Source organism: Streptomyces sp. 71268 (genome assembly GCF_029392895.1).
Lineage (GTDB): Bacteria > Actinomycetota > Actinomycetes > Streptomycetales > Streptomycetaceae > Streptomyces.
Genome location: NZ_CP114200.1, coordinates 701,992 through 723,926 on the forward strand (window position 1 = coordinate 701,992; position 21,935 = coordinate 723,926).

A 21,935-nucleotide genomic window follows, 5' to 3' on the forward strand; every position below is an offset into this window, starting at 1 on the left:
AGCAGCGGGTCGAGCGCGCCGACCGGGGTGTCGGGCGAGGTCACGACGGCCCGCAGGCCTCGTACGACGCGCTCCGCGATCCGCCGCACGGTCGGGGCGTCCAGCGCGTCGCTCTGGTACTTCAGGCGCAGCGTCAACGCGTCGCCGGGGATGGCGACGCAGGTGAGCGGGTAGTGCGTGGCGTCCCAGCCCTGGACGTCGGCCACGGTCAGGCCGGTGCCCTCGGTCAGCTCCGCCAGGTCGTCCACGGGGTAGTTCTCGACGGCCGTCAGCGTGTCGAAGAGGGCGCCGAGGCCGGCGTCGCGCTGGATGTCGGCCAGGCCCAGGTGCTGGTGGGGCAGGAGGGTGGTCAGCTCGTCCTGGACCCGGGCGAGCAGCGCGCCGAGCGGTTCGTCGGGGCGCAGCCGGACGCGGACCGGAATGGTGTTGACGAACAGGCCGATCATGTCGGTGACGCCGGGGACCTCGGCGGGGCGGCCGGAGACGACGGTGCCGAAGACGACGTCGGCGCGGCCTGTGCAGGCGGCCAGGGTCAGGGCCCACACGGTCTGCACGACGGTGCCCAGGGTGAGTTCGGCCCGCCGCGCGAAGGCGTTCAACTCCGCGGTCAGTTGGGCGTCTATGACCTGGGTCAGTTCCTCGGGCGCGCCGGCCGTGGCGCGCGTGGTGGCGGGCGCGACGAGGGTGGGCTCGGTGACGCCGGCCAGGGCGGCGCGCCAGGCCGCGCCGGCCGCCGCGCGGTCCTGGGCGGCGAGCCAGCGCAGGTAGTGCGGGTAGTGCGGGGCGGCCGGCGGGGCACCTGCCGCCGGCCCGTCGCCGTCGGCCGCCCGTGCGCGGGCGTACCCCTGGAGCAGCTCCCGTACGAGTAGCGGCATCGACCAGCCGTCGAGGACCAGGTGGTGGCCGGTGAGCACGAGTTCGCTGGTGGTGTCGTCGAGCCGCAGGAGCGTGCAGCGCAGCAGGGGCGGGGCGCTCAGGTCGAAGCGGCGCAGCCGGTCGTCCTCGGCGGCGCGGCGGGCGCGCCGCTCGCGCTCGCGCCGGGTGTACCGGCGCAGGTCACGCTCGCTGACCTCGGCGCGCGCGGTCTCGACCGGGCGTTGCACCCAGCCGCCGGCCGACCCCGCGTCCTGGTCGGCGCCCGGGGCGGTGGGCGAGAACGCCGTCCGCAGCGGGGCGTGCCGGTCGATGACGCCCTCCAGCGCGGCACGCAACCGCTCCGCTTCCACGGTGCCGCGCAGGCGCAGCACGACCTGGACGTGGTAGAGGTCGAGCGCGCTCTCGTCGTACCGGGACAGGAACAGCAGCCCCTCCTGGAGCGGCGTCACCGGCCAGTCGGCGCCGGGTTCGGCGGCCGGCGCGACATCTGGCGTGGCGTCCGGCGTGGCGTCCGGCCCTGTCACCGGTACGCGCTCCGCGACGGTCAGCAGGCCGCGCACGGTGCGCTGGCGGAAGACGTCCTGCGGGGTGAAGCGCAGGCCGGCCCGGCGGGCGGCGCCGACCAGGTGGATGGAGAGGATGCTGTCGCCGCCGAGCGCGAAGAAGCTGTCGGTGGTGCCGGCCTCGGGCAGGTGCAGCAGTTCGGCGAAGAGGCCGGCCAACAGGTGCTCGTCGGCGGTCTCGGCCCGCACCCGGCCGGCTTCCCGGGCGAGTTCGGGGGCCGGCAGCGCGGCGCGGTCGAGCTTGCCGTTGCGGGTGACCGGCAGCGCCGCGAGGCCGATCAGGGCGGTGGGCACCAGGTGCGCGGGCAGCACGGTGGCCAGGTGGTCGCGGAGGGCGGCGAGGGCGGCGGCGTCCAGTGGGTCGCGCTCCCCCGGCGCCTCGGGCGCGGCCGGGACGACGTAACCGATCAGGTGCGTGGCGCCGGTCGCCGGGTCGGTGTGCGCGACGACGGCGCTGTGCGCCACGGCCGGGTGCGCGTCGATGGCCGCCTGGATCTCACCGGGCTCCACCCGCAGTCCGCGCAGCTTGATCTGGTCGTCGGCCCGGCCGAGGTGGTCCAGGCCGCCGTCGCGCCGCCACCGGGCGAGGTCGCCGGTGCGGTAGAGGCGGGAGCCAGGGGGGCCGTACGGGTCGGCGGTGAAGCGCTCGGCGGTGAGCGCGGCCCGGCCCAGGTAGCCGAGCGCGAGTTGGCTCCCGGCCAGGTACAGCTCGCCGGGCACGCCCGGGGGCACCGGGCGCAGCGCGGCGTCCAGGACCAGGGTGCGGGTGTTCCACACCGGCCGCCCGATCGGCACCAGGACCGCGTCCGCGTCGGCCGCCTCGGTCCGCCAGGCGGTGACGTCCACGGCGGCCTCGGTGGGCCCGTACAGGTTGTGTAGTTCGGCGTGCGGGGCCAGGCGTCGCCAGGTGGCGACGGCGGCCGGCGGCAGCGTCTCGCCGCTGGCGTACACGCGGCGCAGGCTGGCGCAGTCGGCCGGGTCGGCGACGGCCGTGAACGCGGCGAGCATGGAGGGCACGAAGTGCGCGGTGGTGATCGCCCGGTCGCGGACGAGGGCGGCGATGGTGGCCGGGTCGCGGTGGTCGTCGGGGCCGGCGACGACGAGCGTGGCGCCGGCGAGCAGGGGCCAGAACAGTTCCCACACCGACACGTCGAAGCCGGCCGGCGTCTTGTGCAGCACCCGGTCGTCGGCGCCGATCGGGTAGGCGTGCCGCATCCAGCGCAGCCGGTTCGCGATCGCGTCGTGCGTGACGAGCACGCCCTTGGGGCGGCCGGTGGAGCCGGAGGTGTAGATGAGGTATGCCGCGTCGCCGGGGCGCGGCGCGGTCAGTTCCGGCGCTCGCGCGTCGGCGGGGGTGGGTTCGGGTGGCGTGCTCAGCCGCAGCAGCGGCAGCGCGGCGCCGTCCGCCCCTGCGCCGTCGGCCACGGCCCACCGGCCCACGCCCCTCGCCTCCGGGAACCACCGCTCGGCCAGCTCCGGCGTGGTCACCAGGGCGCCGGCGCCCGCGTCGGCCACCAGGGCGGCGGCCCGCTCGCGCGGCAGCTCCGGGTCGACGGGCAGGTAGGCGGCACCGACCCGCTGCGCGGCGTGCACGGCCAGCACCAGGGCGGCCGAGCGCGGCAGCGCGACGGCCACCACGTCGCCACGGCCGAGCCGGGCGCCGTGGCCGGCGCCGGTGTCGGGGGCGGCGAGCAGGTGCGCGAGGGCGTCGGCGGCCGCGTCGAACTCCGCGTAGCTCCAGCTCTGTTCGCCCACGACGAGGGCGGTCGCGGCCGGGGTGCGGGCGGCCTGCGCGCGGACCAGGTCGGGCAGGGTCGCGGGGGGCAGCGCGCGGGCGGTGTCGTTCCAGTCGGTGAGCGCCCGTCGCCGGTCGGCGGCGGTCAGCAGGCTCGCGGCGCTCAGGGGCGTGTCGGGGTGGTGGCAGGCCCAGTCGAGCAGGGCGCACAGTCGGTCGGCGAGGGCTCGTACGGTGGCCCGGTCGAACAGCGCGGTGCGGTAGTTGAACGCCGCGCGCAGCCCGTGCCGGCCGTGCTCCTCGACGACGGCCAGGGTCAGGTCCCACTTGGCGCCCCGGGTCTCGACCAGCTCCACGGTGGCCCGCGCGGGGCCGAGCGCGACGGTGCGGCGCGGCGCGTTCTGGTGTACCAGGGCGACGTGGAACAGCGGGTGCCGGGACAGCGAACGCTCCGGGCTCAACCGGTCCACCAGGCGCTCGAAGGGCATCTCGGCGTGGTCGAAGGCGTCCAGGTCCACCGCGCGCACCCGCTCGACGAGCTCCCGGAAGGTGGGGTCGCCCGAGGTGTCGGTGCGCAGCACGACCGTGTTGGAGACCAGGCCGACCAGGTCGGCGAGGGCCTGGTCGGCGCGCCCGCTGACGACGGTGCCGATCGGCAGGTCGGTGCCGCCGCCGTGGGCGGTCAGCAGCGCGGCGAAGGCCGCCTGGACCACCATGAACAGCGTCGCCCCCGACTCGGCCGCGAGGGAGGCCGCCGCGCGGTGGGCCGGCGCGTCGATGGTGAACTCCGCGGAGTCGCCGCGCTGGTCCACCTCGGTGGGCCGGGGCCGGTCGAGGGGCAGCGGGATCTCCTCCGGGGCCCCGGCCAGCGCCGTGCGCCAGTAGGTGGTCAGCGCCTCCTCCCGGTCGGCCAGGGCGGTGGCCTGCCAGAGCGTGTAATCGGCGTACCGCACGGCCGGCGCGGGCGGCACCGCGCTGGTCGCGCCGGGCAGGCCGGCCGCGTAGAGCGCGGCCAGGTCGGCGACCAGCGGCCCCACCGACCACTCGTCGCAGGCGATGTGGTGCAGGACCAGCACCAGGACGCTCTCGCCGTCCCCGGTGTGCAACAGGTGGACCCGCAGCGGGGGTTCGGTGGCCAGGTCGAACTCGTACGCGGCCAGCCGCCGCACCTCGGCCGTGACCGCGTCGGCCGCGACCTCGCCGGTGTGCGGGGTGGGTGCCGCCTCCTCGGGGGTGAGCACGCGCTGTGTCGCGCGGCCGTCGCGCTCGGGGAAGACGGTGCGCAACACCTCGTGCCGGGTGACCAGTTCGGCCAGCGCGGCGCGTAGCGCGGTCGGGTCGAGCCGGTCGCGGGTGCGCAGCACGAGCGGCACGGTGTACGTGGTGCCGGAGCCGGCGAGCCGGTGCAGGAACCACAGCCGCCGCTGGGCCGGCGACAGCGGCAGCGGGTCCGGCCGGGTGGGCGCGGCGGTCAGCGCGGGCCGGGGCGCGCGCTCGGCCCGGTCGTCGGCGGCGACGCGTTCGGCGATGGCGGCGACCGTGGGGGCCTCGAACAGGGCCCGGACGGGCAGGCGTACGCCCAGGTCGGCGTGGATGCGCCCGACGAGCTGGGTGACCAGCAGCGAGTGGCCGCCGAGGGCGAAGAAGTTGTCGTCCAGGCCCACCGGCGGGACGCCGAGCACCTGGCCGAACGCGGCGCTGAGCGCCTTCTCGCGCGCCGTGCGCGGCGCCCGTCCGGGCGTGGCCGGCGCGCGGGTGGGCGGCGGCAGCGCGGCCCGGTCGAGCTTGCCGTTGGTGGTGAGCGGCAGTCGGTCCAGGGTGACGAAGGCGGCGGGCACCATGTGCTCGGGTAGCGCGGCGGCGCACGCGGCGCGCAGCGCGGCGGCGTCCGTCGGGTCGGGGCGGCGGGTGGCGGCGGGGTCCGTCGGGTCGGTGACCACGTAGGCGACGAGGCCCTCGCCGGTGGGCAGGTCGGTGCGGAGCACCACGGCCGCCGCGCGCACGCCGGCGACGGCGAGCAGCACCGCCTCGACCTCGCCGCTCTCCACCCGGAAGCCGCGCACCGAGACCTGGTCGTCGGCGCGGCCCAGGTAGCGCAGCACCCCGTCGCGCGACCAGCGCACCAGGTCGCCGCTGCGGTAGAGCCGACTGCCGGGCGGCCCGAAGGGGTTGGCCACGAATCGGCTTGCGGTCAGGCCCGGGCGGCGCAGGTAGCCTCGGGCGAGGCCGCCGCCGGCCACGTACAACTCGCCGCGCACGCCCGGCGGCACCGGCCGCAGCCCGTCGTCCAGGACGTACAGGCGCAGGTCGTCGATGGCCCGGCCGATGGGGCTGGCCGCCTCGGCGTCGAGCGCGGCGACCTCACGCCCGGTCAGTTCGTGTTCGGTGACGTGGACGGTGGTCTCGGTGATGCCGTACATGTTCAGCAGCCATGGCCCACCCGGCCTGGCCGCCCAGGGGGCGGCGCGGCGCGGGTCGAGGGCCTCGCCGCCGAAGACGACCCAGCGCACGGAGGCCGGCGGGGCGGCGTCGCCCAGCGCGTCGGTGAGCTGGTAGAAGGCGGACGGCGTCTGGCTGAGGACGGTCACGCCCTCGTCGGCGAGCAGGCGCAGCATGTCCGGGGCGGAGCGCGCGGTGTCGTGCGGGACGATGACGAGCCGGCCGCCGTGCAGCAGGGCGCCCCACAGCTCCCAGACGGAGAAGTCGAAGGCGTAGGAGTGGAACATCGTCCACACGTCTTCGGGCCCGAACGCGAAGCGCTCGCGGGTGGCGTCGAAGAGGCGGGTGATGTTGCGCCGGGAGACCACCACGCCCTTGGGGCGGCCGGTGGAGCCCGAGGTGTAGATGAGGTACGCGGCGTGGTCGGGGTGCGCGGGGGCAGGGGCGCTGGTGCGCGCGGGGGGCGCGCCCTCGGCCGCGAGGTGGTCGCCGTCCTCGGTCAGCGTCAGCACCGGGTGGCCGCGCAGGGCATCGGCCCCGGCGTGCTCGGCCGTGGTGAGGACGGCCGCCGGGGCGGCGTCGGCGAGCGTGTACGCGATCCGGTCGGCCGGGTGGCGCGGGTCGATGGGCACGTACGCGGCCCCGGCGCGCAGCACGCCCACGATGGCCACGACCGCGAGCGGTGAGCGGGGCAGCAGCAGGGCGACGCGGTCCTCGGGGCCCACGCCCCGGTCGGTGAGGCGGGTGGCCAGGCGGCGGGAAGCGGCGTCCAGTTCGCGGTAGCTGAGGGTGTGCCCGGCGTGGCTGACGGCGGGCGCGTCGGGGTGGGCCCGCACCACGGCGGCGAAGCGTTCGACGAGGTCGGGCTCGCCGTCGTGCTCGCCGGTGGGGTTCCACTCGGTGAGCTGGGTGTGCCGCTCGGCGGCGGTGGTCACGGCCAGCCGCGTCACCGGCACTTGGGGCCGGTCGACGGCCTGGGTCAGCAGCCGGACCAGGCGCGCGGCGATGTCGGCGGCGGTCGAGCGGTCGAACAGGTCGGCGTCGTAGTTGATCGCCCCGGTCAGCGCGCCGGTCCCGGCGTGGTCGGTGAAGCCGACGATGAGGTCGAACTTGGCAGTGTCCGTCTCGCGCAGCGCGAAGTCCACCTCGGCGCCCTCGGCGGCGAACGGCGGCTCGGCGCGGCTCTGGTAGGTCAGCATCACCTGGAACAGCGGGTTGGCCGCCGGGGAGCGGTCCGGGTTCAGCTCCTCGACCACCCGCTCGAAGGGCACCTGGGCGTGGTCGAACGCGTCGAGCGTGCCGCGTCGCACCCGGGCGAGGAGGTCGGCGAAGGTGGGGTTGCCGCTCAGGTCGGTGCGCAGCACCAGGGTGTTGACGAAGAAGCCGACGAGCCGCTCGGTGTGCGGGTCGTCGCGGCCCGCGGTGGGCACGCCCAGCGGGATGTCGTCGCCGGCGCCGAGCGCGTGCAGCAGCGCGGCGAGGGCGGCCTGGGCCACCATGAACGGGGTCACGCCCCGCTCGCGGGCCAGCGCGCGCAGCGCCGTGACCGTGGGTTTTGGCACCTCGAACGGGACGAAGCCGCCACGCCCGCTGGGCACCGCGGGCCGCGGCCGGTCGGCCGGCAGCTCAAGCACGCGCGGCGCGCCGTCCAACGCGGCACGCCAGTACGCCAGTTGCCCGTCCCAGGTCGGCCCGTCGAGCAGGTCCCGCTGCCAGGCCGCGTAGTCCGCGTACTGCACGGGCAGCGGCGCGTGGTCGGGGGCGCGGCCGGCGCGGCGGGCGGCGTAGGCGGCGGACAGGTCGGTGAGCAGCGGCTCGACCGACCACTCGTCGGCGGCGATGTGGTGCAGCAACAGCAGCACCGTCCACGTGCCCTCGCTCCGCACCACGCTCACCCGCAGCGGGAACTCCGCCGCCAGGTCGAACGGCCGGCGGGCCAGCGCGTCGAGGGTGGCCTCCAGATCGGCGGCGGCGACGGTCCGCACCTCGAACGGCGGCCGCCAGTCGGTGGCGACGCGCTGGTACGGCTGGCCCTCGTCGGTCTGCGCGAACACCGTGCGCAGCACCTCGTGCCGGCCCATCAGGTCGCCGACCGCGTCCCGCAGCGCCTCGGGGTCCGCGTCGCCGGTCAGGGTGAGCACGAAGGGCAGGTGGTAGGCGGCGCCCGGGGCGGCGAGCCGGTGCAGGAACCACAGCCGGCGCTGGGCCGGGGACAGCGGTGGCCGCTCCGGTCGCGGCCGGGCGGTCAGCGCGGGCGCCGCCGGCCGGTCGGCGGCGGCCAGCGCGGCCAGCGCGCGCACGGTGGGGGCCTCGAAGACGGCGCGTACGGAGACGTCGAGCCCGAGCGCGCGCGCCCCGGCGGCCAGCCGGGCGGCGAGCAGCGAGTGGCCGCCGAGGGCGAAGAAGTCGTCGTCGGCGCCGACCCCGGACAGCCCGAGCACCCGCGCGAACAGGCCGGCCAGCAACTCCTCGCGCTGGCCCGTGGGCGCGCGCCCGGCGACCGCGTCGAACCGGGGGGCGGGCAGCGCGGCGCGGTCCAGCTTGCCGTTCGGCGTACGCGGCAGCTCATCGAGCGGCACCAGCAGCGCGGGCACCAGGTGGTCGGGCAGCGCGGCGGCCAACCCCGCGCGCACGTCGGCCAGGGCCGCGGCGTCGGCCGGCCCCACGACGTAACCCACCAGGCGCGCGCCGCCGCCCGCCGGCGCGCCGGCCTCGGTGGCCAGGACGGCGGCGTCGCGCACCCGGGCGTCGGCGCGCAGCGCCGCCTCCACCTCGCCGGGCTCCACCCGGTGGCCGCGGATCTTGACCTGCTGGTCGGCGCGGCCGACCACCTCAAGGGTGCCGTCGGGGCGCTGCCTGGCCAGGTCGCCGGTGCGGTACATCCGCTGGCCGGGCGCGCCGTACGGGTCGGCCACGAAGCGCTCGGCGCTGAGCGCGGCCCGGCCCAGGTAGCCGCGGGCCACGCCGGCGCCGGCCAGGTACAGCTCGCCGGTCAGGCCCGCGGGCACCGGGGCCAGCGCGCGGTCCAGGACGTAGGCGCGGGTGTTCCACAGCGGGCGGCCGACCGGCGGCGCGCCGGCCTCGTCTGGCCCGATGACGGCGGCGGTGGACCAGATGGTGGTCTCGGTCGGCCCGTACAGGTTGACCACCCGCCCACCGAGCGCGACCAACTCCGACGCCAGGTCGGGCGGCAGCGCCTCGCCGCCGCTGAGCACGCGCAGGCCGCGCGGCGCCTCGGGGTCGGCTTCAAGCAGCGCGCGCCACAGCGAGGGCGTGGCCTGCGCGAGGGTGGCGCCGCTGGTGCGCAGCAGGGCGGCGAGCAGCGCGGGGTCGCGCACCTCGGCGCGGCTGGCCAGCACGACGGTGCCGCCACTGGTCAGCGGCAGGAAGAGTTCGAGCACGGAGATGTCGAAGCCGACGGTGGTCACCGCGAGGAGCCGCTCGTCGCCGGTGAGGCCGAGTTCCGCGCGCAGGCAGGCGAGGAGGTTGGCGACGGCCGCGCGGGGCACGACCACGCCCTTGGGGCGGCCGGTGGAGCCCGAGGTGTAGATGACGTACGCGCCGTGCTGCGGGTGCGCGGCGCGGGGCCGGGTCAGCGGCTCGGCCGAGGCCAGCGGCGCGGCGGTCGCTCCGTCGTCCAGCACGATCGGCCGGCCCCCGGGCAGCGTTTCCAGGTCGTCGGGCAGGGCGGCACCGGCGGTGGTGGCCCGGTCGGTGACCAGCAGGGCCGGGGCGGCGTCGGCGAGCATGTACGCGATCCGCTCGGCGGGGAAGTCGGGGTCAAGCGGCAGGTAGGCGGCGCCGGTGCGGGCCACCGCGAGCAGCGTGACCAGCAGGTCGGCGCCGCGCGGCAGCAGCACGCCCACCAGGTCGCCGGGGCCCGCGCCGCGCGCGGCCAGCAGGCCGGCCAACCGGGCCGCGCGGGCGTCGAGTTCGCGGTAGTCGAGCCGGTCGCGGCCGGACAGCAGGGCGGTGCGGTCCGGGGTGCGGGCCGCCTGGGCGGCGACCAAATCGGCGATGCCGGCCGGAGGCACCTGGCGTTCGGCGCCACCGGGCGCGGCCAGCAGCCGGCGTCGCTCGGCCGGGCCCGTGACGTCCATGGTGGCGACGACGGACTCCGGGCGCTCGGTCACCGCGTCCAGCAGCCGCAACAGCGCGGCTACCAGCCGTCGCACGTCGGACGCCTCGAACAGGTCGCTGGCGTACTCGACCTGGCCGCTCGCGCGGCCGGCGGCCACGTCCTCGGTGACCGTGATCTGGAGGTCGAACTTGGCCGTGCCGGTCTCCACCAGACGCGGGCGCCCGTCCTGGCCGGGGAACGGCTCGCCCGCCGCGAACTCCTCGCGGACCGCGAGCAGCACCTGGAACAGCGGGCTCAGCTCCCGGCCACGGGTCGGGTTCAGCTCCTCGACCACGCGCTCGAAGGGCACCTCCTGGTGCGCCATGGCCGCCAGGTCCATCTCCCGCACCTGGGCGAGCAGGTCGAGGAAGGTGGGTTGGCCGCTCAGGTCGACGCGCAGCACCAGGGTGTTGATGAAGAAGCCCACCAGGTCGTCCAGGGCCGCGTCGCCGCGCCCGGCGACCGGCACCCCGACGGGGATGTCCTGGCCCGCGCCGAGCCGGGAGAGGGTGGCGGCCAGCGCGGCGTGCACCACCATGAAGGTGCTGGTACGGGTGCGCAGCGCCAGCTCCCTGACCCGGGCGTGGACCCGTGGGTCGATGGTGAAGCGCTCCACGTCGCCACGGCCGGTGGGGTGCTGGGGCAGGGGCCGGGCCCACGGCAGGGCCAGCCGCTCCGGGGCGCCGGCCAGCCGCGCGCGCCAGTACGCGAGGGACTCGGCCTGCCGTTCGGCGGCCCCCGCGCGCTGCCACAGCGCGTAGTCGACGTAGCTCACGGGCAGCGGCGCGGTGGCGGGCGCGGCCCCGGCGAGGCGGGCGCGGTAGCCGGCGGCCAGGTCGCGCAGCAGCGGCGGCAGCGACCACTCGTCGCCGGCGATGTGGTGCAGTACGAGCAGCAGGGTGTGCCGTTCGGGGGCGAGCGAGAAGACGTGGGCGCGCAGCGGCAGTTCGCGCTCGATGGCGAAGGGCTGGCGCGCCGCTTCCGCGACGGCCCGCTCCAACGCGCCGTCGGCGACGCTCGTCACGGTCAACGGGACGGCCTGCGGGGCGGGCAGCACCCGCTGGTACGGCTCGGCGTCGGCACCGGTCACGGCGGGGAAGACGGTGCGCAGCACCTCGTGCCGCTCGGTCAGGTCGCGCAGGGCGGCGCGCAGCGCGGCCGGGTCGAGCGGGCCGTTGACGCGCACCGCGAGCGGCACGTTGTAGGTGGCCGTCGGGCCGTCGGCCTGGTGCAGGAACCACAGCCGGCGCTGGCCGGCCGACAGCGGCGGGCGGGCCGGGCGCGGCTGGACGGTGAGCGGCGCGCGGGCGGCGCGGGCCCGCTCCAGCGCGCCGGCCAGGGCCGCCGCGCTGGGGTGGTCGAACAGGGCGCGTACGGGCAGCTCCGTGCCGGCCTCGGCACGCAGCGCGGCCACCACCCGGGCGGCGGTCAGCGAGTGGCCGCCCAGGGCGAAGAAGTCGTCGTCGGCGCCGATCTCGGGCAGCCCAAGCACTCGCGCGAACAGGCCGCACAGCAGACGCTCGGCGTCGGTCGCCGGGGCCCGGCCGGCGGGCCGCGCCCGCGCCCCGGGAGCGGGCAGGGCGTTGCGGTCGAGCTTCCCGTTGGGGGTGCGGGGCAACCGGGCCAGCGGCACCAGGAGTTCGGGCACGGCGTACCCGGGCAGCGCGCCGGCCAGGTGCGCCCGCAGCGCCGCGTCGACCTCGGCCGGGGCGGAGCCCCCGGCACCCGCCTTTCCCGCCTGCTCTGCCTGCCCCGTCAGAACGCAGTACGCCACCAGCGCGAGCGCCGCGCCCTCCTCACGCGCCTCGCCCAGCGGCCTGGCGACCACGGCGGCCTCGCGCACCAGCGGATAGGTGAGGAGGACCGCCTCGATCTCGCCCGGTTCGACGCGGTGGCCGCGGACCTTGAGCTGCTGGTCCACCCGGCCGCGCAGGTCCAGGGTGCCGTCGGCGCGCCAGCGGGCCAGGTCGCCGGTGCGGTACATGCGCGAGCCCGCCGGCCCGAACGGGTCGGCCACGAACCGCTCGGCGCTCAGCCCGGGCCGCCCGAGGTAGCCGAGCGCGACGCCGGTGCCCGCGATGTACAGCTCGCCGGTCGCGTCCGGGGGCAGCGGCGTGAGCGCGGCGTCGAGCACGTACAGGCGGGTGTTCCAGATCGGGCCGCCGGCGTGCGGCGCGGTCGGCGCGGTGGTCTCGATGCACGGCGTGTGGCTCACCTCGCCCGTGGTGGACCAGATGGTGGTCTCGGTCGGCCCGTACAGGTTGACCACCGACACGGCCAGCCCGGCCAGCCGCCCGGCGAGGTCCGGCGGCAGCGGCTCGCCGCCGGTCAGCACCCGCAGGCCGACCACGGCCTCGGGCGCGGCGTCGGTCAGGGCCCGCCACAGCGACGGCGTGGCCTGCATAACCGTCGGCTGGGTGGCGTCGATCAGGTCGCGCAGCAGGAACGGGTCGCGCACCTGCTCGGCGGCGGCCAGCAGCACGGTGCCGCCGGCCAGCAGCGGGGCGAACAGCTCCAGGGCGGCGATGTCGAAGGAGACGGTGGTCACCGCGAGCAGCCGGTCCTCGGCCGTGAGGGGCAGCTCCGCGCGCAGGGCGGCCAGCAGGTTGGCCAGCGCGCGCCGGGGCACGACCACGCCCTTGGGCAGGCCGGTGGAGCCGGAGGTGTAGACGACGTAGGCGGGGTGCTCGCCGTGCGCCGTCACCGCAGGCGCCGCAGGCGCCGCGTCGCCGCCGGGCGCGCGCTGGGGCGCCGGCGCGCCGGGGGTCGGCTCCGGGGTCAGCACCGGCCACGGGCCGGCGGCCATCGCCGTGGCGCAGGCCGCGCCCACGGCGTGTGGGTCGCTGACCACGGCGACCGGGGCCGCGTCGCGCAGCATGTGCCCGATCCGGTCGGCGGGGTAGTCCGGGTCAACGGGCACGTAGCCGGCGCCGCTGCGCACCACCGCGAGCAGCGCGACCAGCAGGGCGGGCGTCCTGGGCAGCGCCACGGCCACCAAGCGCCCGGGCCCGGCCCCGTGCACTCGCAGCCGCCGGCTCAACTCGTCGACTCTCCCGTCGAGTTCGGCGTACGTGACCACCTGGTCGCCGCCGCGTACGGCCACCGCGTCCGGCCGCTCCCGGGCCCAGGCGGCCAGGGCGGCGTCCAGGTCGGCGCCCGCCTGGCCGCCGGCGCCCGGGGCGTTGAAGTCGGTGAGCACCCGACGGCGCTCGGCCGGGGCCAGCGTGCCGATCGAACCGGTGGGCGCCGTGGCGTCGGACCGCGCGAGACGTGCAAGCAGCGCGGTGAAGCGCTCGGTGTGCGCGGCGAGTTCGGCCGCCGAGTACAGCGCGGGGTTGGCGTCCAGGGTGAGCGCGAGGCCGCCGGCGGGCATGCCGCTGACGGTCAGCGTCAGGTCGTCGACGGCGCCGGCGGCCAGGTAGTGCGTCGTGCCGGTGGCGGCGCCGAAGCGCAGCTCGGGCGGGAAGGGCTTGACGTTGATCTGCGGCCCGACCAGTCTGCGTCCGGCGCCGAACAGGCCGAGGTCGCGCCTAAGTTGTTCACCCCGGTAGCGCTGGTGGCGGCGCTGGGCACGCAGCAGTTCGGTCACCCGGCGCACCTGGGCGGCCAGCGGGGCGCCCTCGGTGACGGGGACGCGCAGCGGTACGACGTTGACGGCGGTGGCGGGCACCCGGGCCAGCGGCGTGCCGGTGCGGTTCATCACCGGCAGCCCGAGCACGACGTCGTGGGTGCCGGTGAGGCGGGCGAGGTAGAGCGCGCTGGCCGCGAACACCGCCTCGGGCCACGAGGCGCGGCACGCCCTGGCGAAGCGTTCCAGCGCGGCGGCCTGGTCCGCGTCCAGCCGCGCGCGGTGCCGCAGGAAGGTGTGCCCGGGGGCCGCGGTGCGCTCGGTGAGCGAGGTCGGCCGGGGCCGGTCGGCGAGCAGGTCGTGCCAGAACGCGGCGTCGGCCCGCTGCGCGTCGGAGCCCTCGTACGCCTGGTCGGCGGCGACCGCGTCGCGGATCGACCCGAAGGGGCTGGCGAGTGGCGTAGCGCCGGCCGCCAACGCCTCGTAGACGGCGGCGACGCGCTGGGCCAACTGGAAGAAGCCGTAGCCGTCGAGGAGGATGTGGTGGCAGCGGTGGTACCACAACCAGCGCTCCTCACCGACCCACAGCAGCGCGTGCCGCACCAGGTCGCCGCCCTCCAGGTGGACCGGCGCCGCCCGGTCCGCGTCCATCCACGCCACGGCCGCCGCGTCCGGGTCCGCCTCGCCCCGCAGGTCGACGCGTAGCGGCGGCGCGGGCGGCACTCCCCCCAGCTCCTGCCAGACCACCGCTCCCCCGGGACCACGAGAGCCGACAGGTAGCTGACTAGACGTCAAATTACGCGCTTGTCCGACCTCTTCAGGTTCGGCGACGAAGCGCACCGCGAGCCCGTCCGCCTCGGCGATGGTTCGCTCCAGCGCCGCGAGGAACGCCCGCTCGTCCAGCGCGCCCCGGATCTCGACGTACTCCGCGGTGAGGTAGGCGGGGCTGGCCGGGTCGAGTTGCTGGGCGGACCACAGTCCGAGCTGGGCCGCGGTGAGCGGCAGGCGGGTGGCGCGGCGTTGACTCATGCGGAATCTCCCAGCGGTACAGCTCGTACGGCCATGACGGGGTGGGGCGCGGCGGTGGCCGGGCGCGCGGAGGGAACCGTCCACCCGGGGGCGGGCGACGGGGTGCGCGGTGGCGCCGTGCGGCGGTGGGTGGACCCGGGGACTTCGAGGCGCGGGCTAGTGGCCGTGGGCCGGGCCGGCGCCGTGGCCGGGCGGCGCGGCGGCGAGCACCTCGGGCGGCATGATGACGAAGGGGCGCATCATCATCATGTCCTCGTGCTCGTAGATGTGACAGTGGTGCATGAAGCGGCCCGCGGGACCGGTGAACTCGGCGGCCACGTTGACCATTTCGCCGGGTCCGAGGCTGATGACGTCCTTCGGTCCGCGTTCGCCGGGGGTGAGCGTGCCGCTCCCCTTGCGCTTGAGGGGTGACGTGGTGCCGGCGCCGTAGCCGCCGCCGGGCAGTTCGAAGAACTCGAAGCTGCTGACGTCGTACCGGTCCCGGCCGAGGGCCTGGAAGGCGACCGCGTGCAGGTGCATCGGGTGCGGGTAGCTGCCCTCGGACTTCTCCAGGCTGAGGAAGCTCCAGCGCTCGGTGGCGCCGCTGGGCACGGTGAAGCGCACCGGGTCGTCGAAGGTGCTGGAGACCCGCTTGTAGGTGTGCACGGTGCCGTCGGGGTGCTCGAACTGGATCACGCCGTCGATGGGGAAGGGCCCGTCGGGCGCCTTGACGCGCTCCATCTCCCACAGCTCCGGGTCCTTCGGGTAGACCGGCGTGACCACGACCATGCGTTGGGTGGCGTCGGCCACGTCCGCCTCGTTGCGCCGGCGGTAGGAGGGCGAGAGGGTCGCGCCCGGCGCGGGGGCGGTGGCGCCGCCGTGGCTGGCGCGCGAGGCGACGCGGAACTCCATCATGTCGGGCCTGGCGCCCGGTTCGGGCAGCGCGTTGACCAGCCGCGGCCTGCGCCCGCGCAGCGCGCGGAAGTCCACCAGCAGGTCGGCGCGTTCGGCCGGGGTGAGGGTGATGCCCTCGCCCAGCGGTACGGGCTTCGGCAGCAGGCCCGCGTCCCCGCCGATCTGCAGGAAGGCGCCCGCCGGGATGGGCTTGTCGTCCTCGTCCACGACGCGCAGCCGGTAGGGCCGGTTGTTGGCGGCGTTCAGGACCCGGAAGCGGTACCAGCGGGCCTCGACGTCCAGGTGTGGCCAGATGACCCCGTTGACGAGGGTGAAGGGGCCGGTGAAGGGCCGGACCAGCTCGTACGGGTCGTCGGCGACGACGATGCCCTTGTAGAGCAGGTCCCCGGTCAGTTCGCCGCTGTCGTCGGCGTCGAGGTTGCGGTCGTAGAAGACCAGGGGTATCTCGTAGTCGCCCGCCGGCAGGTCCAGGGCGTCCTCCTCCTCGTCGCGGATGAGGTAGGTGCCGGCGCCGAGCCCGGTCATCACGTTCAGGTGCGTGATGTGCATGGCGTGGTCGTGGTACCAGAAGTGGCCGGCGGGCTGGTCGTTGGGGTACTCGGCGAGTTGGGCGTGGCCGGGTGAGACCGCGTTCTCGGCCCAGCCGTCGTTGCCACCGCCGGTGACCGCCCCGTGCAGGTGGACCACGGCCCACGGTGGGAGCGCGGCGACCTCCTTACGGGGCGCGCCGCCCTCGCGGCCCGGCCGGTCCCACATCAGCGGCTGCTCGGGGTCGTACGCGAAGGGCACCCGGACCGCGGTCACCGGGAAGTCTCCTTCGAGGTGGTTCTCCCAGGCGACCCGCAGCCGCCGGCCGCGCCGCACCTCGATGGTGGGCCCGAGGTGGCTGCCGCCGTAGGTCCACAGGTGGGTGGCGGGCAGAGACCGGTGCAGCCGTACCCGGGCCCGCTCCAGCGGCAGTGTGAGCGTCCCGCGCGGGCGCAGCACACGCGGGATCGGCAGCGGGTCGAGGAAGGGTCTCAGGGTTCGCGGGGCCGCCGCCCGGGCCGCGTCGGCGCCCGCCGGGCGGGTGGCCGGCAGGTGCGGCAGGTCCCGTACGGGGGTGCCGAGCGCGGCGGTCATCAGGTCGGGCCGGGGGCCGGCGGCGCGCGCCGCCGAGGCCCCCGGTACCGCCGCCGCGACCCCGATGGCGAGTCCGCCGACCGCGCCGGCGCCGGCGAGGAAGTGCCGTCTGCCCAGGCCGCTACGGGGCTTTGGCGCGAAGCTCATGACGGGTCGTCGGCCATGCTCGCGATGAGGCTCTTGGGCCGCAGGTCGGTCCAGTTCTGCTCGATGTAGTCCAGGCACGCCTGCCGGGTGTCCTCGGGGTGGACGACGGTCCAACCCTCGGGTACGTCAACGAAGTTGGGCCACAGCGAGTGCTGGCCCTCGTCGTTGACGAGCACCAGGTACACACCGTCTTCGTCCTCGAACGGATTGGTCACCGAAACCTCCACGTCGTCGGCGGGCCCGCAACACCCGGGACCTGCTATTTAGGTAAGCCTAACCTTAGTTTTTCGTCCGCTTCAAGAGCCGAAAAGGAGTGCTGGTTCACATCGCGGAACGGCTAACGCCGTCCCTCGCCGCGCCGGTTGAACAGCACCCAGGCGAGATAGAGCCCGCCGAGCACGGCCGTCGTCACCCCCACCGGCAACTGGCTGTTGCGCTGACTGTCGTCCACCACCGCGAGCCACGACACCCGGTCCCCCACCCACGCCAGCACGGCGAAGAACTGGTTCGACGCCAGGTGCGCGGCCGACAGCAGGGCGGCCCCCGTCACCCCCGCAGCGGCCACGCTCACCCCGGGCGACCTGGTCAGCCGGGCGGCGATCTGCGGGGCGGCCAGGGCTACGAAGGGCACCGGCCCCGCGCTGGCCACCGCCACCCCGCACAGCCCGATGCCGAGCACCGTCAGCGCCAGCCGGGCCCGGTCCACCCGCAGCCCGAGACCACTGGCCAGTTCGTCCCCCAGCTCCAGCATGCGCAGTTGCCGCCCGAGCAGCACGGTCGCCGGCAGCAGCACGAGCAGCGCGATGACCATCGTCTGCACCGCGCCCCAGGTCCGGCCGTTGAGCGTGCCGATGAGCCAGATGTGCGCGTTCTGCGCGCTGTTGAGGGTGGAGCGGGTGAGCAGGTACGAGTTGACCGATCCGAGCATCGCGGTGACCCCGAGCCCGATCAGCACCAACCGCACCCCGTGCACCCCGCCCTTGCTGGCCAGCAGGTACACCACCAGCGCCGTCAGCAGCCCGCCGCCGATGGCGCCCGTGGCCACCTGGGCCGCGCTCCCACCGAAGGCGACGATGACCACGATGGCGCCGGTCGCCGCCCCGCTGTTGAAGCCGATGACGTCCGGGCTGGCCAGCGGGTTGCGGGACAGGCTCTGGAAGACGGCCCCGCTGATCCCCAGCGCCCCGCCCACCAGGACCGCGAGCAGCGCCTGTGGCAGCCGCTCCTGGTTGACGAAGTGCACCGCGAGCCGATCGCCGGTGCCGACGAACAGGGCCCGCGCCACGTCGGGCACCGGCACCGGATAGGCCCCCACGCACAGGCTCACGGTCAGCAGCAACCCGCTGACCAGCAGGCCGACGCCGCACACCCAGGCGGTGCGCGGGTGCGTACGGAAGGAGACCCGGCCCGACCACAGGCGCACCGGCCGGGTGCCCGCACCGACCTTTCCGGCCCGCTCGCGCGCGGGGGGCGCCACGTCCGTGACCGTCACAGCGCCACCTCCTTGCGGCGCCGCACCATCGCGATGAACACCGGCGCCCCGATCACGGCGGTCACCGCGCCGACCTCCAACTCGCCCCGTGGCAGCACCACGCGCCCCACGATGTCGGCGCCGAGCAGCAGACAGGGCGCCAGCAGCATCGAGTACGGCAGCACCCAGCGCAGGTCAGGGCCGGTGAACCAGCGCGCGACCAACGGAATGACCAGGCCCACGAAGCCGATCGGGCCGGCCGCGGCCGTGGCCGTCCCGGTGAGCAGGGTCACCGCGACGACCCCGAGCAGCCGGGTCCGCGCGATCCGCGCGCCCAGCGCCCGCCCGAGGTCGTCGCCGAGCGCCAGCGCGTTCAGCGGCCGGGCCAACAGCAACGCGATCACCAGCCCCACCACCACGAACGGCAGCATCTGCGGCACCAGGTCCGAGGACCGCCCCGCGAGCGAGCCGACCATCCAGAACCGCAGGTAGTCGTAGGTGGCCGCGTCGAAGACGGTGAGCCCGGCGATCAGCCCGCTCAGGCTGGCGCTGATCGCGGCGCCGGCCAGCGCGAGCCGCACCGGCGAGGCGCCACCGCGCCCGGAGGCCCCCAGCACGTAGACGACGACCGTGGTCAGCGCGGCCCCGACGAAGGAGAACCAGACCAGCGTGGGGTAGCCGCTCACACCGACCACGCCGAGCCCGAAGACCACGGCCGCCGACGCGCCGGCGTTCACCCCCAACAGACCCGGGTCGGCCAGCGGGTTGCGGGTCAGCGACTGCATGATCGCCCCGGCCGCGCCGAGCCCGGCGCCGGCCATCAGGCCCACCATGGTGCGCGGCAGCCGCAGCTCCCTGATCACCTCGGTGGCGTACGAGCCGTCGTCGGACCACAGTGCCCGCCACACCTCGGCCAGCGAGGTGTCCTTGGTCCCCACCCACGTGCTGACCACCGTCAGCAGCAGGAGCAGCCCGCCCAGGACCAGCAGTCCGCCGCCGCGCAGGGCGGCGCGGCCCGCGCCGCCCTCGGACACGGCCTCCCGGCCGCCGCCGACGCCGGCCCGGGCCCGGTCACGTCCCGGCCCGGGGCTGCCGGTCGTCGACGGCGCGGCCACGGCACCCGGGCCTCGGGCCGGGCCCGACGGCCCGGCGGTTGACTGTGCCACGGCGGTGACTCACCCAGCCGTCCGCGGCTGGCCGCCCAGGTAGCCACCCATGGTGCGGAAGTAGTCGGTGGCCGCCAACTCCGTGCCGTCCTCGGTGCGTACGCGCTTGACCAGCAACCCCCGGCCGCGCCCACGGCGGGCCTCGGAGCCGGCCACGACGACCACGCCGTCACCCTCCTTGATGAAGATCCGCCCCGGTGTGCCGCCGTACGCGCCCTTCGAGAGCCCCGCGGAGACGATCCGCAGCCGCTGCCCCCGGTGGTAGGTGAAGGCGTTGGGGTACGGGTCGGACTGGGCCCGCACCAGCCGCTCCAGGTCCTCCGCCGGCCAACTCCAGTCGATCCGGCTGTCTTCGAGCGCCCGCTTGTGGAAGAAGCTGGCCTTCGAGGGGTCCTGCGGCGTCCACTCCGCCTTGCCCGACTCGATCAGTTCGAGGGCCTCGGTGACGATCGGGGCGATCAGGTCCACCGTGGCGTGGAAGAGGTCGGTGGCGGTGTCGGTGGGGCCCACCGGCACGGAGCGCTGGAGCAGGATGTCACCGGCGTCCAGGGTGGCGTCCATCCGGTGCGCGGTGACGCCCACCTCGGGCTCGCCGTTGATGAGCGCCCAGATGATCGGCGAGAAGCCGGCGTAGCCGGGCAGCAGCGAGTCGTGCACGTTCAGGGTGCCGTGCCGGGGCAGGTCGAAGATCTCCGGCGGTATCCAGGTGCGCCAGTTGTTGGCCACGATCAGGTCGGGGGCCAGCTCGCCAAGGGTCGTGACCAGTTCGGCGTCGGGCCGGTTGGCCAGTACGACCGGGACCCCGTGCTCGGCCGCCAGGTCGGCCACCGAGTCGTCCCACACCTTCTCGTACACGTGGTCGCTCTTGGGGTGGGTCACCACCAGGCATACCTCGTGTCCCGAATCCAGCAGCGCACGCAGCGTGCGGTGCCCCCAGGTCTGGTAGCCGAACATGGCGATCCGCATACAGCAGCTCCCTTGGAATTGGATGACGCTCCGTCATACGCCAGCCGGGACGGTGTGACCTGAACGAGCCACTCCGTCGTTGCAAGGCAAGGCTAACCTTACCTAGGATTGCCCCGGCTAGGGAGGCGATGCTGCGTTGAACCATGTCAGCCGCGACACGGAAACCATCCATGACCTGCTAGGAATCGGCTTTGGGCCGTCCAACCTGGCGCTCGCCATCGCGATTGAGGAGCACAACACTCACGCCGGGACCACGGATCGCATCCACGCCCGATTCCTCGAAAAACAGGCCGCGTTCGGCTGGCACCGGGGAATGCTCATCGACGACGCGACCATGCAGGTGTCCTTTCCGAAGGACCTGGTCACCATGCGGGACCCCACCAGCGACTACAGCTTCCTGTGCTACCTCAAGGAACAGGGGCGCCTGGTGGACTTCCTCAACCAGAAGACCCTCTTTCCGCTCCGTATCGAGTTCCACGACTACTTCGAGTGGGCGGCCGGCCGGCTGGCCCACCTGGTGGACTACTCGGCCGAAGTGGTCGCGGTGACACCGGTGACGGTCGACGGCGAGGTGCGCTACTTCGACGTGACCAGCCGCGAGGGTGACACCCTGCACGTGCGGCGCGCCCGCGACATCTGTCTGGCCACCGGCATGCGACACCGCCTGCCCGAGGGCGCGCCGCTGTCGGACCGCGTCCTGCACAACCGTGATCTGGTGCCCCGGGTGGCCGAGTTGGCGGGACGACCGATGCGCCGCGTCGTCGTGCTCGGCGCCGGCCAGTCCGCCGCCGAGACCGTCGGCTACCTGCACCGCGCCTTCCCCGACGCGGAGGTGTGCGCGGTGTTCGCCAAGTACGGCTACACACCGGCCGACGACAGCCCGTTCGCCAACCGGATCTTCGACCCGGAGGCGGTGGACGCCTACTACCAGGCGCCGACCGAGGTGAAGGAGTCCCTGCTCGGCTACCACCGCAGCACCAACTACTCCGCCGTCGACATCGAGTTGATCGAGACCCTCTACCGCACCCAGTACCAGGAGCGCGTCCAGGGCAAGGAGCGGTTGCGGATGCTCAACGTGTCCCGGCTGCGCTCCGTGGAATCCGACGCCGACGGCCTGCGCGTGACCGTGGAGTTCCTCCCCACCGGCGAGCAACAGGTGCTTGAGGCCGACCTGTTGGTGTACGCCACGGGCTACCAGCCGCCGGACCCCGGCCCGCTGCTCGGCGAGGCGGGCGCGCTGTGCCTGCGCGACGAGCGGGGCGAGCTGAACGTCACCCGCGACCACCGGGTGGCCGTCGCCGACCACGTGTCGGCGGGCATCTACCTCCAGGGTTCCACCGAACACACCCACGGCATCACCTCCACCCTGCTGTCCCACACGGCCGTCAGGGTGGGCGAGATACTCGACTCCCTCCTCAGCCGCCGCCACCGACCAGAGCCGTCCAGACCCCGGGTCTGACCCGCCCCCAACGCCCACCGTCCGCCGCTCGCCGTACGACCGAACGGCGACACCCCCACGCGGCCCGGCGCGCCCCACGCCCCTCTCCCACACGCCGGAGAGGCGGCGGGGCGCGCCGAACCCAAACACGGTGTCAGGTGCGGCTGTTGCCCACACACCTGCGGACGGCCCCGCGCGCGACCATCCCGGCCCACCTCGCGACCCCGCATTCCCTCTCGGTCACAGCCGCGTGCGGGGCGCTGGACAGCGCTCGACGTACCACCGTCAACGCCCAACTCGCCGTCACCTGGCTATCCGTAGGGACCCCGAGGCCCTCTCATGGCCGCGTCCGCCTCGGCCGTAACGCTGCCTTGCCGGTATACGGCCCGGACCGTTCAACG

General features: G+C 75.4%; 7 protein-coding genes (1 of these 7 running past the window's edge). 1 reads left to right on the forward strand and 6 read right to left on the reverse strand.

Annotated elements, in window-relative coordinates; all coding sequences use genetic code 11:
- The 6 genes from OYE22_RS02425 to OYE22_RS02450 form a co-directional block, all read right to left on the reverse strand.
- Nucleotides 1-14,330, reverse strand: the 5' portion of a protein-coding gene (locus OYE22_RS02425) for a non-ribosomal peptide synthetase (RefSeq protein ID WP_277318845.1). It extends 3,322 nt beyond the left edge of the window; the window shows 14,330 of its 17,652 coding nt (coding positions 1-14,330); the start codon lies at nucleotides 14,328-14,330; the stop codon falls past the left edge of the window.
- Between the two features lie 156 nt (nucleotides 14,331-14,486).
- Nucleotides 14,487-16,493 carry a multicopper oxidase domain-containing protein gene (locus OYE22_RS02430; RefSeq protein WP_277318846.1) on the reverse strand — a complete coding sequence of 669 codons (2,007 nt, stop codon included), beginning with the start codon at nucleotides 16,491-16,493 and terminating at the stop codon, nucleotides 14,487-14,489.
- The gene (locus tag OYE22_RS02435; protein ID WP_277318848.1) at nucleotides 16,490-16,708 is read right to left on the reverse strand and encodes an MbtH family protein; all 219 of its coding nucleotides are present in this window, start codon (nucleotides 16,706-16,708) and stop codon (nucleotides 16,490-16,492) included. The genes OYE22_RS02430 and OYE22_RS02435 overlap by 4 nt, the downstream gene beginning before the upstream one ends.
- Nucleotides 16,709-16,830: 122 nt before the next feature.
- A complete protein-coding gene (locus OYE22_RS02440; RefSeq protein WP_277318849.1) occupies nucleotides 16,831-17,985 on the reverse strand; it encodes an iron chelate uptake ABC transporter family permease subunit in 1,155 nt (384 codons plus the stop codon).
- Nucleotides 17,982-18,998, reverse strand: coding sequence for an iron chelate uptake ABC transporter family permease subunit (locus OYE22_RS02445; RefSeq protein ID WP_277323950.1), 1,017 nt, complete (start codon nucleotides 18,996-18,998; stop codon nucleotides 17,982-17,984). The genes OYE22_RS02440 and OYE22_RS02445 overlap by 4 nt, the downstream gene beginning before the upstream one ends.
- 141 nt (nucleotides 18,999-19,139) lie before the next feature.
- On the reverse strand, nucleotides 19,140-20,096 hold the full coding sequence (locus OYE22_RS02450) for a methionyl-tRNA formyltransferase (RefSeq protein WP_277318850.1): 957 nt from the start codon (nucleotides 20,094-20,096) through the stop codon (nucleotides 19,140-19,142).
- A 136-nt stretch (nucleotides 20,097-20,232) separates the two neighbouring features.
- Here OYE22_RS02450 and OYE22_RS02455 point away from each other — a divergent pair, with 136 nt between their 5' ends.
- Nucleotides 20,233-21,555 (forward strand): SidA/IucD/PvdA family monooxygenase, encoded by a 1,323-nt coding sequence (locus tag OYE22_RS02455; protein WP_277318851.1) that lies wholly within the window; start codon nucleotides 20,233-20,235, stop codon nucleotides 21,553-21,555.
- Nucleotides 21,556-21,935 lie beyond the last annotated feature (380 nt).